Annotated in this window: 13 protein-coding genes; 4 read left to right on the top strand and 9 right to left on the bottom strand. The window is 63.8% G+C overall.

Annotation, left to right across the window (positions count from 1 at the left end; genetic code table 11):
• Positions 1-7: 7 nt before the first annotated feature.
• From phoB to pstS, 6 genes are read right to left on the bottom strand one after another with little or no spacing between them, the layout of a single operon-like run.
• Positions 8-700: a phosphate regulon transcriptional regulator PhoB gene (gene phoB, locus ACQY8B_RS09160; RefSeq protein WP_422086413.1), complete on the bottom strand. Its 693-nt coding sequence runs from the start codon at positions 698-700 to the stop codon at positions 8-10.
• A 28-nt stretch (positions 701-728) separates the two neighbouring features.
• Positions 729-1,430: a phosphate signaling complex protein PhoU gene (gene phoU, locus ACQY8B_RS09155; RefSeq protein ID WP_237674564.1), complete on the bottom strand. Its 702-nt coding sequence runs from the start codon at positions 1,428-1,430 to the stop codon at positions 729-731.
• Between the two features lie 16 nt (positions 1,431-1,446).
• Positions 1,447-2,226: a phosphate ABC transporter ATP-binding protein PstB gene (pstB, locus tag ACQY8B_RS09150; RefSeq protein WP_021007056.1), complete on the bottom strand. Its 780-nt coding sequence runs from the start codon at positions 2,224-2,226 to the stop codon at positions 1,447-1,449.
• A gap of 17 nt (positions 2,227-2,243) precedes the next feature.
• The gene (pstA, locus tag ACQY8B_RS09145) at positions 2,244-3,128 is read right to left on the bottom strand and encodes a phosphate ABC transporter permease PstA (RefSeq protein ID WP_422086412.1); all 885 of its coding nucleotides are present in this window, start codon (positions 3,126-3,128) and stop codon (positions 2,244-2,246) included.
• Positions 3,125-4,207, bottom strand: a complete 1,083-nt coding sequence (gene pstC, locus ACQY8B_RS09140; protein ID WP_422086411.1) for a phosphate ABC transporter permease subunit PstC — start codon at positions 4,205-4,207, stop codon at positions 3,125-3,127. The genes pstA and pstC overlap by 4 nt, the downstream gene beginning before the upstream one ends.
• Before the next feature lie 30 nt (positions 4,208-4,237).
• Positions 4,238-5,272, bottom strand: coding sequence for a phosphate ABC transporter substrate-binding protein PstS (gene pstS / locus ACQY8B_RS09135; RefSeq protein WP_422086410.1), 1,035 nt, complete (start codon positions 5,270-5,272; stop codon positions 4,238-4,240).
• 250 nt (positions 5,273-5,522) lie between these two features.
• Here pstS and ACQY8B_RS09130 point away from each other — a divergent pair, with 250 nt between their 5' ends.
• On the top strand, positions 5,523-7,043 hold the full coding sequence (locus ACQY8B_RS09130; protein WP_422086409.1) for an exopolyphosphatase: 1,521 nt from the start codon (positions 5,523-5,525) through the stop codon (positions 7,041-7,043).
• Positions 7,044-7,061: 18 nt separating this feature from the next.
• Here ACQY8B_RS09130 and ACQY8B_RS09125 read toward each other — a convergent pair whose 3' ends face one another.
• Genes ACQY8B_RS09125 through ACQY8B_RS09115 form a run of 3 tightly spaced genes read right to left on the bottom strand, consistent with a single transcriptional unit; the run spans position 7,062 to position 10,745 of the window.
• Complete coding sequence (locus tag ACQY8B_RS09125; RefSeq protein ID WP_176928784.1) at positions 7,062-7,523, bottom strand: SixA phosphatase family protein; 462 nt, start codon at positions 7,521-7,523, stop codon at positions 7,062-7,064.
• Positions 7,524-7,542: 19 nt separating this feature from the next.
• A complete protein-coding gene (gene ppk1, locus ACQY8B_RS09120) occupies positions 7,543-9,864 on the bottom strand; it encodes a polyphosphate kinase 1 (protein WP_422086408.1) in 2,322 nt (773 codons plus the stop codon).
• The gene (locus ACQY8B_RS09115) at positions 9,861-10,745 is read right to left on the bottom strand and encodes a GNAT family N-acetyltransferase (protein WP_422086407.1); all 885 of its coding nucleotides are present in this window, start codon (positions 10,743-10,745) and stop codon (positions 9,861-9,863) included. The genes ppk1 and ACQY8B_RS09115 overlap by 4 nt, the downstream gene beginning before the upstream one ends.
• Before the next feature lie 144 nt (positions 10,746-10,889).
• On the opposite strand from ACQY8B_RS09115, the gene ACQY8B_RS09110 reads away from it, so the two are divergent.
• The 3 genes from ACQY8B_RS09110 (at position 10,890) to ACQY8B_RS09100 (ending at position 14,160) form a co-directional block, all read left to right on the top strand.
• The gene (locus ACQY8B_RS09110) at positions 10,890-12,569 is read left to right on the top strand and encodes an FAD-dependent oxidoreductase (protein WP_422086406.1); all 1,680 of its coding nucleotides are present in this window, start codon (positions 10,890-10,892) and stop codon (positions 12,567-12,569) included.
• Between the two features lie 29 nt (positions 12,570-12,598).
• A complete protein-coding gene (locus ACQY8B_RS09105; RefSeq protein WP_422086405.1) occupies positions 12,599-12,862 on the top strand; it encodes a UBP-type zinc finger domain-containing protein in 264 nt (87 codons plus the stop codon).
• 695 nt (positions 12,863-13,557) lie between these two features.
• Positions 13,558-14,160: a hypothetical protein gene (locus ACQY8B_RS09100; RefSeq protein WP_422086404.1), complete on the top strand. Its 603-nt coding sequence runs from the start codon at positions 13,558-13,560 to the stop codon at positions 14,158-14,160.
• The last annotated feature ends 40 nt before the right edge of the window (positions 14,161-14,200 follow it).

The raw sequence follows: 14,200 nt of genomic DNA, 5'->3' as shown, positions 1-14,200 counted from the left end.
ACGGCGCTCAAACCGTGACTTGGGCTGTCAGGCGATAGCCCGCTCCGCGCACGGTTTCCACCATGGGCGCAGCCGCGCCCAGCGACTCCCGCAGGCGCTTGACGTGCACGTCGACCGTACGTTCCTCGATGTAGACGTGGTCGCCCCACACCTTGTCGAGCAGTTGCGCCCGGCTGTGCACGCGCTCGGCATGCTGCATCAGGTAGGCCAGCAGCTTGAATTCGGTCGGGCCGACCTTCAATGCGCTGCCCTGCCAGGTCACGCGGTGGGTGGAGGTGTCGAGCGCCAGTTCGCCGATCTCGACGCGCTCCGTCACCACTTCCGGCGCACGGCGGCGCAGCACCGCGCGGATGCGGGCCAGCATTTCCTGGGTCGAGAAAGGCTTGGTGATGTAGTCGTCGGCACCGGCATCGAGGCCGGCAACCTTGTCGGGTTCGTCGCCGCGCGCAGTCAGCATCAGGATCGGGATGGCCTTGGTGCGCGGGTCCTTGCGCCACTGGCGCGCAAGCTGCAGGCCGCTCTGGCCGGGCAGCATCCAGTCGAGCAGGATCAAATCCGGCAGGAAGGCGTCGATTTCGCGCTGGGCCGCGGCGCCATCTTCCGACCAGATCGGCTCGAAGCCGTTGTGGCGCAGGTTGACGGCGATCAGCTCGGCGATCGAGGACTCGTCTTCGACGATCAGGACTCGGGGTTTCTTCATTGCTTTCTTGGGAGTCTTGCCGCGGTTGTTACTGCAGCGCGGACTCTATTTCTTGCATCGAAGTGTGCCGCACATCGGCACCCTTGACGATGTAGATGATGAATTCAGCGATGTTCTTGGCATGGTCGCCGATACGTTCGATGGCCTTGGCCAGGAACAGCAGGTCGAGGCTGGCGGAAATCGTGCGCGGGTCTTCCATCATGTAGGTGACCAGCTTGCGCACGAAACCGTCGAACTCGCGATCGATCAAGTCGTCGTCCTTCAGGATCGACAGCGCCGCGGCGGTGTCGAGGCGGGCGAAGGCGTCCAGCGCGGTGCGCAGCAGGCCCGAAGCCAGGTCGGCCGCGATACGCAGTTCGGTCGTGGGCAACTGGCGGGCCGCGCCGCTCTCGATGATCGACTTGACCATGCGTGCGATCTTGTTGGCCTCGTCGCCCACGCGTTCGAGGTTGGCGGTGGTCTTGCTGATGGCGATCAGCAGGCGCAGGTCTCGGGCCGTGGGCTGGCGGCGCGCGATGATCGACGACAGTTCGCGGTCGATGTCGATTTCCATCGCATTGACGCGATGCTCGGTCTCCATCACGCGGTCGGCGGCTTCGGAGTCGAACTGCAGCAGCGCGTACACGGCCTGGTGGATCTGCGACTCGACCATGCCGCCGAGCTCCATCACGCGCGACGAGACGCCGTTGAGTTCGCTGTCGAACTGGCTGGAAAGGTGTTTCTCGGTCATGTTGTCTCCTTTGACTTCAACCGAAGCGGCCGGTGATGTAGTCCTCGGTCTCCTTGCGCTGCGGCTTGAAAAACATCTGTTCGGTGGCGCCGAACTCGATCAAGTCGCCGAGGTACATGTAGGCGGTGTAGTCGCTGCAGCGGGCGGCCTGCTGCATGTTATGCGTCACGATGACCACCGTGTATTCGTTTTTCAGTTCCGCGATCAGCTCCTCGATCTTCGCGGTGGAGATCGGGTCGAGCGCCGAGCAAGGTTCGTCGAGCAGCAGCACTTCGGGCTTGATGGCAATGCCCCGTGCAATGCACAGGCGCTGCTGCTGGCCGCCGGAGAGGCCCGAGCCGCTTTGCTGCAGCTTGTCGCGCACCTCGGTCCACAGGGCTGCCTTCTTCAGGGCCCACTCGACGCGGTCGTCCATTTCGCTGGCCGAGAGGTTCTCGAACAGCTTCACGCCGAAGGCGATGTTGTCGTAGATCGACATCGGGAACGGCGTGGGCTTCTGGAACACCATGCCAACCTTGGCGCGGATCAGCGCCACGTCCTGCTTGGACGTGAGCAGGTTCTCGCCGTCGAGGGCAATGGTGCCCTCGGCACGCTGTTCGGGATAGAGCTCGAACATGCGGTTGAAGGTACGCAGCAAAGTCGACTTGCCGCAGCCAGACGGACCGATGAAGGCCGTGACCTTGTTCTCGGGGATCTCGAGGTTGATGCCCTTGAGCGCGTGGAACTTGCCGTAGTAGAAGTTCAGGTCCTTGACCGAAATCTTCGAGCGCGACGGTTGTGCGACGGTATTTGGCATGTTGGCGTCTTCTTGATTTAGTGTTTGTTGCGCGTCAGGACCCGCGCCAGGATATTGAGGGCGAGCACGGCGACGGTGATCAGGAACACGCCGGCCCAGGCCAGCTGTTGCCAGTTCTCGTACGGGCTCATTGCGAACTTGAAGATCGTGACCGGCAGGCTGGCCATCGGCTGGCTCACGTCGGCGGTCCAGAACTGGTTGTTCAACGCGGTGAAGAGCAGCGGCGCGGTTTCACCGGCGATGCGGGCCACCGCCAGCAGCACACCGGTGACCACACCGGCGCGGGCAGCACGCAGCGTGATGCTGAGAATGACCTTCCACTTGGGCGTGCCGAGAGCGTAGGCCGCCTCGCGCAGGCCCGGTGGCACCAGCTGCAGCATGTTCTCGGTGGTACGGATCACGACCGGAATCACGATCAGCGCCAGAGCAAGGGCACCGGCCAGACCCGAGAAGGTCTTGAAGTAGGCCACCACCACGGCATAGACGAACAGGCCGATCACGATCGACGGCGCCGACAGCAGGATGTCGTTGACGAAGCGCGTTACCGAGGCCAGCCAGCCCTTGGGGTTGTACTCAGCCAGGTAGATGCCGGCCATGATGCCGATGGGCGTGCCCACGAAGGTGGCAAGCATCACCATCACGAACGAGCCGAAGATCGCATTCGCGATACCGCCCGCTTCGTTCGGCGGAGGGGTCATTTCGGTGAAGGTTGCAAGGGCCAGGCCACCCACGCCCTGCCGCAGCGTTTCCCAAAGGATCCATACCAGCCAGAACACGCCGAAAGCCATTGCGGCGAGCGACAGCGTGAGCGCGATCTTGTTGACGCGGTTGCGCGAGGCGAACCTGGCCTGGCGCGTTTCAGCGAGCGCCTTGGCGCTCAGGAGGTTTTGCGCGGTGCTCACGACTTGGTTCCTTCGCTCTTCTTCATCTTGGCAAGCAGCATCTTCGACAGCGACAGCACGACGAAGGTAATGAAGAACAGCACGAGGCCGAGGTACATCAGCGCGGCCTGGTGCAGGCCCGCGCCGGCCTCAGCGAATTCGTTGGCGAGTGCCGAGGTGATGCTGTTGGCAGCCTCGAACACGGAAAGCGAGTTGAGCTGGTTCATGTTGCCGATCACGAACGTGACCGCCATCGTTTCACCCAGCGCCCGGCCGAGGCCGAGCATGATGCCGCCGATCACGCCGGCCTTGGTGTACGGCAGCACGACCTTGGAAACGACTTCCCAGGTGGTGGAACCCAGGCCATAGGCCGATTCCTTGAGCAGCGGCGGCGTCACTTCGAAGACGTCGCGCATCACCGAAGCGATGAACGGGATGATCATGATCGCGAGGATGATGCCGGCCGACAGAATGCCGATGCCCACGGGCGGGCCGGACACCAGGGCGCCGAGGTACGGCACGCCGGACAGCAGCTTCTGCAGCGGCTGCTGCACCCAGGTCGACAGGATCGGGCCGAACACCAGCAGGCCCCACATGCCGTAGACGATGGAAGGCACCGCCGCCAGCAGTTCGATGGCCGTACCCAACGGGCGCTTGAGCCAGTTGGGCGAAAGTTCGGTAAGGAAGAGTGCGATGCCGAAGCTCACCGGCACGGCGATCACCAGCGCGATGATCGAGGTGGCCAGCGTGCCGTAGATCATGACCAGGCCGCCGTACTCGTCCTTGACCGGATCCCACACGCTGCTAGTGAGGAAGCCGAGGCCATACTTGGAAATGGCGGGCCATGCGCCGACGATCAGCGACAACAGGATGCCGATGAGCATCGCAAGCGTCAGCAGCGCGGCGCCCTTGGCAGCCCAGCCGAACAAACGATCGGCCATCGGGCCGGAGCGCGGAGCCTTGACAGGGGGCGGAGGGGCGGTAACGCGGCCGCGCTCGGCCGCGAGGTCGAGTGAGGCGCCTGCGGCGGGAAAGGTGGATGACACGGGTCGCTCCGGCAAAGACGAAAGCGGCGCGTCCTCGAGCGAAGAATTGCTCATGGGCGCGCCGTTCTGGACTGATGGGTTGTTTTACTTGTAAGCGACGGCCTTGCCCGACGCATCCTTCACATCACCCCATGCCTTGGCGATGGACGCCTTCACGGCGTCAGGCATCGGCACGTAGTCGAGGTCGTCGGCCGTCTTGTCGCCGCTCTTGTAGGCCCAGTCGAAGAACTTCAGCACGGTGGTCGCGTTGGCGGGCTTGTCCTGCACCTTGTGCATCAGGATGAAAGTTGCGCCGGTGATCGGCCATGCGCCCTTGTCGGCCTGGTTGGTCAGCACCTGGTAGAAGGTCTTGTTCCAGTCTGCGCCAGCGGCGGCGGCCTTGAAGGCGGTGTCGTCAGGCGACACGAAGGTGCCGGCGGCGTTTTGCATTTGTGCGTACGTCATCTTGTTCTGCTTGACGTAGGCGTATTCGACGTAGCCGATCGAATTGGGCAGGCGGTTCACGAAAGCGGCGACGCCTTCGTTACCCTTGCCGCCCGCGCCCGTGGGCCAGTTCACGGCCGTGCCTTCGCCGACCTTGGTCTTCCACTCGGCGTTGACCTTGCTCAGGTAATTGGTGAACAGGAAGCTGGTGCCCGAACCGTCGGCGCGGCGAACCGGAGCAATGGCGGCGTCAGGCAGAGCCAGCGAACCGTTCAGGGCCTTGATGGCGGGGTCGTTCCACTTGGTGATCTTGCCGAGGTAGATGTCGCCCAGGACTTGGCCATTGAGCTTCAGTTCGCCGGGCTTGATGCCCTGGATGTTGACCACGGGGATCACGCCGCCGATGACGGTGGGGAACTGCATCAGGCCCTTGGCTTGCAGTTCGTCGTCCTTCAGGGGAGCATCCGAAGCGCCGAAATCGACGGTCTTGGCTTCGATCTGCTTGATGCCGGCGCCCGAGCCGACCGATTGGTAGTTGATCTTGACGCCGGTGGCCTTGTTGAAATCGGAAGCCCATTTGGCATACAGCGGTGCCGGGAAGCTGGCGCCGGCGCCGGTCACGTCTTGTGCGAAAGCGGGAATGGTGAACATCGCGGCCAGAAGGCCAGCGGTTGCAAATTTGAACGTCGTTTTCATGAAGCTTCCTTTTAGAGGTAAGAAGTAGTCCCTTTCGGGCTTGGGACGGACTCTAAAAAGCTTCTGTGACATCAATATGACACCCGTCTGTCGAGGGAAAATGGCGGTAACTCCATAGTGACTTGTGTGACGCTGTCACACAAACGTCATGCGCCGCGCCTAGCCTCCAACCCCTGCCGTGATGAGACTTGAGGGCGGCGCGTTCTGTCACGGCGCTACGATTCAGACAACCGCCCCTCTCCACTACAAAATGCAAAACGGCACCCGCCTCGCAGCGGTCGATCTCGGTTCGAACAGCTTCAGGCTGGAAATCGGACAGGTCGACCATGGTCAGATTCACCGCACTGAATATCTCAAGGAGACTGTGCGCCAGGGCAACGGCCTGGACAGCGCGCGCAACCTCACGACCGAGGCCATGCAGCGCGGCTGGGACGCGCTCGCCCGCTTCGGTGAGCGCCTCGCGGGCTTCAAGCGATCGCAGGTTCGCGCGGTTGCCACCCAGACATTGCGTGAAGCACGCAACCGCGAAGAGTTTTTGCTGCGTGCGCGCACCATTCTGGGTTTCGGCATCGACGTGATCCCCGGGCGCGAAGAAGCCCGCCTGATCTATCAGGGCGTGGCGCACATGCTGCCGCACACCGATGCGTCAGACAGCGAACGCCGCCTGGTCGTCGACATCGGCGGGCGCTCCACCGAAATGATCATCGGCCACGCGCTGGAGGCCGATCGCATGGAGTCATATCGCGTCGGCAGCGTGGCTTGGTCGATGAAGCATTTCGGCGAGGGCTTGTTCACCCCCACGGCCTTCCGCGCCGCCGAGGTGGCGGCCAAGGCCGTACTGGACGACGCGCTTGCCACCTACACCCGCGACCAATGGGACGTGGCGTACGGTGCCTCCGGCACCATTGGCGCGGTCGGCGACGTGCTGGCTGCGGCCGGAGGCGAGCCCGGACTCGTCACGCGCGAAGGCCTAGACTGGCTGCTCGACCGCCTGCTCAAGGCCGGCAGCGCCGACAAGCTACGCATGGACGGCATGCGCGAAGACCGAAAGGCCGTCATCGGCGGTGGTGTCAGCGTGCTGCGTGCTGTGTTCGAACTTCTCGACATCCAGGAAATGAAGGTTGCACAGGGCGCACTGCGCCACGGCGTGCTGTACGAATTGCTGGAACGCGACGAAAGCGTGGCCGACATGCGTACCGCCACGGTCGCACGGCTGGCCAACCGCTTCACCGTCGATGCGGTACAGGCCAAGCGCGTGGGCGACACGGCAGCCAGCCTGTTCCTGCAACTCGCCCCGGCGGCCCGCGGAGGAAACAACTCGAACCGTGCCGGCCGTGCGTTGCGCAAGTTGGGCTGGGCGGCGCAATTGCACGAGATCGGCACCCAGATCTCTCACAGCGACTACCACAAGCACGGCGCCTACATCCTCGACAACGCCGACGCTCCCGGCTTTGCAGTGAACGAAATGCACGCGCTCGGCCAGTTGGTGCTGGGTCAACGCGGCAAACTGCGCAAGCTAGAGGCGGCACTGGACGACGAGACCTTCGTGATGCAGCTGCTGTCGCTGCGGCTGGCAATCATCCTGTGCCATGCGCGACGAGACCCCGATCCCCAGGCACTGCACTTGGCGGCGCTGGGCGCCCGGGCCTTCACGATCGCCTGCGCGCCAGACTGGGCCGAGGCCTATCCGCAGTCGGCCCACCTGTTGCGGGAAGAAGTGCTGGCCTGGCAGAAGACCAGCAGTTGGCGCGTCGAACTCAGCGGCTGCTGAGCCGCGCCAACTCTACGCTCAGAGCAATTCCGGCGACTGCACCGTCACCACGACGGTCTGTACGTCGCCGTCGCGCTCGCGCGTGCGGATCCACCAGAGCGCGCCCTTGCGCACAGGGCAGCTGTCCTGCTTGAGGCCCAGCAGCAGCGAAATCGCCTGCCCTACCGACGGCTGGTGGCCGATCATCAGCACCACCGACTTGCCGTTGGGCCAGCCGGCCGCGCCGAGCAACGCCTCGGCCGTGGTGTCGGGTGCCAGCTCGGAGCGAAGCTTGTACTTGCGGCCCAGCGCAAGAGCGGTCTGCTCGCAGCGCCGCGCGGGGCTGCAGATGATGCGCGTGCCGTCCGGCAACTGACGGTCGAGCCAGGTCGCCATGCGCTTGGCCTGCTTCTCGCCGCGCGCTGTGAGGGAGCGCTGCATGTCGTCGCAACCCTCGGTCCAGTCCTCGGCTTCGGCGTGGCGCCAGAAGATCAAGTCCATGGTCATCGTCTTTCGGTCTTCAGTTGCCGGATGCATCCCGGATGTGTCCTCGGGATGCATAGCGGTTCATCAACGCTGCTTGTGCGCCGTGTGCCTCGATAACGCGGGAAGCGCCCGCCTCGCCCGAATGCGTGTCGTGGTCGACGCGGGTGTAGATGCCATCGCCGCCCAGATCCCAGGCGTCGCGTCCATCGTGCAGATAAGCCACCAGGCATTCGTCGATCAGGCGCTGGCGCAGGCCCGGGTCGGTCACGGGCCAGGCGAGCTCGATGCGCCGCATCATGTTGCGGTTCATCCAGTCGGCGCTCGACAGGTAGAGAGACTCGTCTTCCCCGTTGCGGAAGTAGAAGACCCGCGAATGTTCGAGGAAGCGCCCGATCACCGAGCGCACGCGAATGTTGTCGGTCAACCCCGGCACCTGCGCCGGCAGCGTGCAGGCACCGCGCACGATCAGGTCGATCTTCACGCCCTTCTGTCCTGCGCGGACCAGCGCGGCGATGATTTCCTCGTCGGTCAGCGCATTCATCTTGGCGACGATGCGCGTCGGCTGTCCGGCTGCGGCGGCCACGCCCAGCGCGTCGATCTGGGTGACAAGGTTCTTGTGCAGGTCGAACGGCGCCAGCCACATGCGGTTGAGCTTGGGCAGCCGGCTCTGGCTCGCCAGGTGTACGAACACGGTCTCCATGTCGGCCGTCAGCAGCGGGTCGGCCGTGAGATGGCTGATGTCGGTGTAGAGCTTGGCGGTGCGCGGGTTGTAGTTGCCGGTGGAAAGATGGCCATAGCGGCGCATCTGCTTGCCCTCGCGGCGAGTCACCAGCAGCATCTTGGCGTGGGTCTTCAGGCCGACCACGCCGTACACCACCTGCGCGCCGATCGACTCGAGCATTTCAGCCCAGTTGATGTTGGCTTCTTCGTCGAAGCGCGCCTTCAGTTCCACCACCACCGTGACTTCCTTGCCACGGCGCACCGCTTCGCGCAAAAGATCCATCAGCACCGAATCGGCACCGGTGCGATAGATGGTCTGCTTGATCGCCAGCACCTGGGGATCGAGCACCGCCTCGCGCAGGAACGCGAGCACGCCATCAAAGCTCTCGAAGGGCTGATGGATCAACACATCACTGCGCTGCAGCCGATCGAAGAACGACTGCGACGTCGACAGCGTGACCGGGTACGACGCCGGATACGGCGGAAAGCGCAGCTTGGGCTCGTCGAGCAGGTCCGCCAGTTGCGTGAACCGGGCCAGGTTCACCGGCCCGTGCACCCGGTACAGCGCCTGCGGCGGCAGGTTGAACTGCGCAAGCAGGAAGCTCGCAAGCGATTCTGCGCAGCTCGCCGACACCTCGAGCCGCACGGCCTGGCCGTAGTGCCGATGCTGCAAGCCCTGGCGCAAGGCGGTGCGCAGGTTCTTGACGTCTTCCTCGTCCACCGCGAGGTCGGAATGCCGCGTGACGCGGAATTGCGAGAAATCGCCCACCTCGCGGCCCGGAAACATGCTCGACAGGTGCGCCCGCACCACGCTCGACAGCGCCACGAACAGCGTCTTGCCATCCGACACCTTGGCAGGCATCTTGATCAGGCGCGGCAACACACGCGGCACCTTCACGATCTGGATAGGGTTCTCGCGCCCGAAGGCGTCTTTGCCGCCCAGCCTCACGATGAAGTTGAGCGACTTGTTCGCCACCTGCGGGAACGGATGGGCCGGGTCCAGTCCGACGGGAATCAGCAGCGGACGCACTTCGCGCTCGAAATACTCGCTGACCCACTTGCGCTGCGCCGGGTTGCGTTCGCCGTGCGAAATGATGTGGATGCCGTGCGTGGCAAAAGTCGGCATCAGCTCGTCGTTGTACAGCGCGTACTGGCGCGCCACGAGCGTGTGAGCCGCCTCGGCCAGCCGCTCGAACGATTCGACGGTGTAAGTGCCCTTGTGGTCGCCGGCGCTGCCTGCGATCAGGTGTGGCGCGGCACGGACTTCGAAGAACTCGTCGAGATTCGACGAAACGATACAAAGGTAGCGCAGCCGTTCGATGAGCGGCACTTCAGTCCGATGGGCCCAGTCGAGCACGCGCTCGTTGAAAGACAGGATGCTGTGATCGCGGTCCAGCAGCGTGAACGTGGGCGCAGCGACGTCGAGTGACGGATCTGCGGGGTCGGATTGCATAGGCACTGATTCTGGAGCAAGCGGCACAGGAGAACGTGTAGGCGGAAATATGACAGTGTCATCCGCGCTTGTGTCATTTGCATGACATTCTCGTGACGCCTCGGTGCCGACTGCTGCGGAGTCGGCAATCCCATTGGAAGAAGCGAGCGGCCCCGGTTCGGGCCGGGTAGCCGCCGGCTTCATGCGCCCAGGAAATGCTTGCGGTAACGCGCAGGCAGATCGTCGATGCGCATCAGCATCGGCAGGTCGGCGGCATTGAAGTCCGGGTCCCAGGCCGGAGCGCCGAGCACCTTGGCACCCAGGCGCAGGTAACCCTTGATGAGCGCCGGCGGCTCCACGTCGAGCGTGCTGTCCAGCCGCTCGACCGGCAGCGGAAGGCGCGGCTGCACCTGATATTGGATCGGCGCCATGTGGCTGGCCGACACCTGGCGCCAGATGCTGGCGGCGGCGTCGCCGTTGGTCACGCCGTTGTGCGACATGGGAATGCTCGCGCAGCCGATCATGGTGTCGAGCTTGTTGCGGTGCATGAAGCCGGCCAAGGCACCCCATAGCGCGAGGATCACACCGCCCTGGCGGTGCTCGGGGTGCACGCAGCTGCGACCCAGCTCGACCATGCGCTCGCGCAGGTCGCGCAGGCGGGTGAGGTCGAATTCAGTATCGCTGTAGGTGCTGCCGACGCGGCGGGCCTGAGCTGGCGTCAGCACGCGATAGGTGCCGATGACTTGCTGCGTCAGTTCGTCGCGGACCAGCAGGTGTTCGCAGAAATCGTCGAACAGGTCGATGTCGTGGCCGGCCAGCGGCGACGACACACGGGCACCCATCTCACCGACGAACACGTCGTAACGCAGGCGTTGTGCAGCGCGCACATCATCAAGGTGGCGGGCCCAGCCCACAGTGATGCCTTGGCGGGCTTCTGTGGCTGGAGGAAGAATGACGGCAGGCGCCTGGGGCACCGAGGTGCGGGCAGTGGTGGTAGTCGAACCACCGACAGCGGGAGCGGGCCACAGGGCCGCGCGCAGCCCGATCTGCGAAAGCGGAAACGTCGGGTTGGGCAGTTCTTTCATGGGGAACCCTTTCTGCCGGGGGAGTCTCCGCACCTGCCATGAAGCCGGCATGTCAGGAACATTTCAGACACATGACGGCAGTGCAGCCCCTCCAGCGCACTTCGTCGTCTAATGCGGTGGACTCGCGAAAAGGAGCTTTCACGCATGGCCACCGACGTACGCGGCACCGACAACGGCCGCCTCCAGCAGACCTTTCCCGTGCTCAGTGACACCGAGATTGCGCGTATTGCGCGTTTCGGCACCGTGCAACAGTTCGCGCGCGGTGCGCGGCTCTTCACGGCCGGCGAAACCGGCCCCGGCATGTTCGTGCTGCTCAAGGGCGTCGTGGCGGTCACGCAACGCGATGGGCTCGGCCACGTCGTGCCCATCGTGCGGCAGGGACCGGGAGAGTTCCTGGCCGAGGTTGGCCAACTGAGCGGCCGCCCTGCCCTGGTCGACGGACATGCCGATGAAGATGTCGAAGTGCTGCTCGTGCCGCCAGCGCAACTGCGCGCGCTGCTGGTCGCCGAAGCCGACCTGGGCGAGCGCATTACGCGCGCGCTCATCCTGCGACGCGTGGCGCTGATCGAATCCGGCGCGAGCGGACCAGTGCTGATCGGCCCGCCGCAGTCGCCCGACATGGCGCGGCTGGAGAATTTTCTTCGGCGCAATGGCTACCCCTATCACCTGGTCGACGCTGACGAAGACCCCGACGCCGCCGCGCTCATCGCGCAGTACGGCGCCGGCAAGCTGCTGGCGGTGTGTCCAGATGGCTCCGTGCTGGTGAACCCCACCGACGATGCGCTGGCGCGCTGCCTGGGCATGGTCGACACCGCCGAGCGCGACGAGTTGTACGACGTGGCCGTGGTCGGCGCCGGACCGGCCGGCCTGGCCACCGCCGTGTATGCGGCCTCCGAAGGCCTGCGCGTGATCGTGCTCGATTGCCGCGCTTTCGGCGGACAGGCCGGAGCCAGCGCACGCATCGAGAACTATCTGGGCTTTCCGACCGGCATCTCGGGCCAGGCACTCGCAGGCCGTGCCTTCGTGCAGGCACAGAAGTTCGGCGTCGAGATGCTGATCCCCGCCGAGGTGACATCGCTTGACTGCTCGCGCGACAACCCGCAAGAAAGCCTGCGCGTTTCGCTGGCCGACGGCCGCACCATCAATGCGCGCACCGTGGTGATTGCCAGCGGCGCGCGCTACCGGCGACCCGCCGTGCCGCGCTTGGCCGAATTCGAGGGTCGCGGCATCTGGTACTGGGCTTCGGCCATCGAAGCGAAGATTTGCGCGCAACAGGAAGTGGCGCTGGTCGGTGGCGGCAACTCCGCCGGACAGGCCGCGGTGTTCCTGTCGCGCCATGCGGCCAAGGTGAACGTGCTGGTGCGCGGGCCTTCGCTCGCGGCCAGCATGTCGCGCTACCTCATCGACCGCATCGAAGCCACACCCAACATCTCGCTGCAACCGCACACCGAACTGGTCCGCCTGCACGGCGGATCGGACGAAGGCCTCACGGGTGCGACGTGGCGCTGCCACACATCGGGCGACGAGCACGACTGCCCTGCCCGCAACATCTTCCTCTTCGTGGGCGCGGAGCCCGAGACGTCGTGGCTCGAAGGCTGCGGCGTGTCGGTCGACAAGCACGGCTTCGTGCTGACCGGCGCGGCGGCGAGCAGCGGCTTCCCGGCTCGGCCGGCGACCGCGCTCGAGTCCAGCGTGCCTGGCGTGTTCGCCGTGGGCGATGTGCGATCGGGCTCCGTCAAGCGCGTCGGCGGCGCCATCGGCGAAGGCGCCGCTGCGGTGGCGCTGATTCATCAACACCTGTCGCAGGCCACTACTGCAGCCTGATAGACACCGAGCTACAAAGGAGCTGTTTCGTGCCCATCAAACCCTGTGACCACGTGCCCGCCGACATCGCGCAGCCGCACACTCTGCGCGGCTGTGAAGACTGCTTGAAGACGGGGGACACGTGGGTCCATCTTCGCTTGTGCGTGCATTGCGGCCATGTGGGTTGCTGCGACTCGTCGAAGAACCAGCATGCGACGAAGCATTCGCATGCGGAGCGACATCCGGTGATCCAGTCGATCGAGCCTGGGGAAGACTGGATGTGGTGCAACGTGCATGAGAGGCAGGTTGGCTGACGTGGTCATGCTCCTGCTGGCCTCGGGGTAACTGCCCAGCGCCAGGCGTTTTTCCTGGCTTTCGAAGCGGTACTCCCAGAACCAGCGTCGAGAGGCGCTGGCCTTGATCTGTGAGTAGAGTCCTCCGGAGAATGCGTTTCTACAGAGGGAAGATGAGTGATTGTGGTGCCTTGAGGGGCTTCGTGAATCACTGAAATGGCCTGCCCGGAGGGGATCGAACCCCCGACAACCTGCTTAGAAGGCAGGACGACAAACGTAGAAAATCAATAACTTAGCTTGATTTTCTCTACTTCGAGACCGGCGATTCAATCAATCTTTCCCAAGGGGAGAGCCGTGGAAGTTAGAGGGAATTTCCCTTTAGGCGCTGAGTCAGTCGCACCCACATGGCACAACTCGACCAAGGTCGGATTCAGCACCGTAGTCATCTAATTAAGCACCTGTCAATCGCCTGATTCAAGTAGCACGCTTGATTGCCCACCCGTTGCAACTCTGTTAAAAATTCCGTTACAAGAATGGAGGGCGGAATGCAATCATCGCGCTCAGCAGTTGCAGTGTGTTTTGCTTTTTCACTAGCCGGCTGCTCGGTATTTCAACGACCTACCGCAGATTGGCCATGGCCAAACTACCCCTGCTCGCTCACTGCGGCAAACAACGCACAAAACGCATGCTCGAGGGCTGAAGACAAGGCACTCGCGATGTTCATCAAGGCAAGCCAATTTTGTAGGGAAGTACACAACCGATACGAGTCTGGCGCCAATCAGGCTGGCATCGCCCAAACCGCCGTGAGCGTAGCCGGCACCGCCGCTGGCATCGTGGCCGTTTCCACCACGGGAACCGCGAACAAGGTTTTCTCTGCGATGTCGGGCTCTACTAATGCATTACAGCTTGCAATGAGCAACGCGCTCTCAGCGGCAGCCGAACTCAAGCGTCAAACAGCTGTCGGCACCGCAGCGAGCGATTGGAGCGCCAAATATCTCCTAGAAACCGATGCCACGAGGAAACAAGAACTGGCTATCGAAATGACCAATCAGTGCTGGTTGGCAAGTGCAAAGGCTGAACAGCAGATTATTCAAGCAGTTAGCGCTCCAGCTTCATCCCCGGCAGCCCAAGCAGCGCAAGCAACTCGATCCGCCGAAGCCGCGCAGCTCGCGGCCCAGACCGCTACTCAAGCGGCAACCCGGGCAACAGAATCCGCCAAAGCAGCCAAAGCCGCAAGAGGTGCAGATACCGCAGAACCGGTTGATCGCACCAGGACGGATCCAATAGCTGAGCCCGCTCCCGGCACTAAAACACAGTGACAATTGGCCATAAGCCGACGCCTTGATGGGATTCCGCCGG

The sequence above is a fragment of the Variovorax sp. genome (assembly GCF_965279555.1).
GTDB lineage: Bacteria > Pseudomonadota > Gammaproteobacteria > Burkholderiales > Burkholderiaceae_C > Variovorax.
The sequence above is the reverse complement of the archived record's forward strand: the minus strand, read 5'-3'. Positions and strand labels throughout refer to the sequence as shown.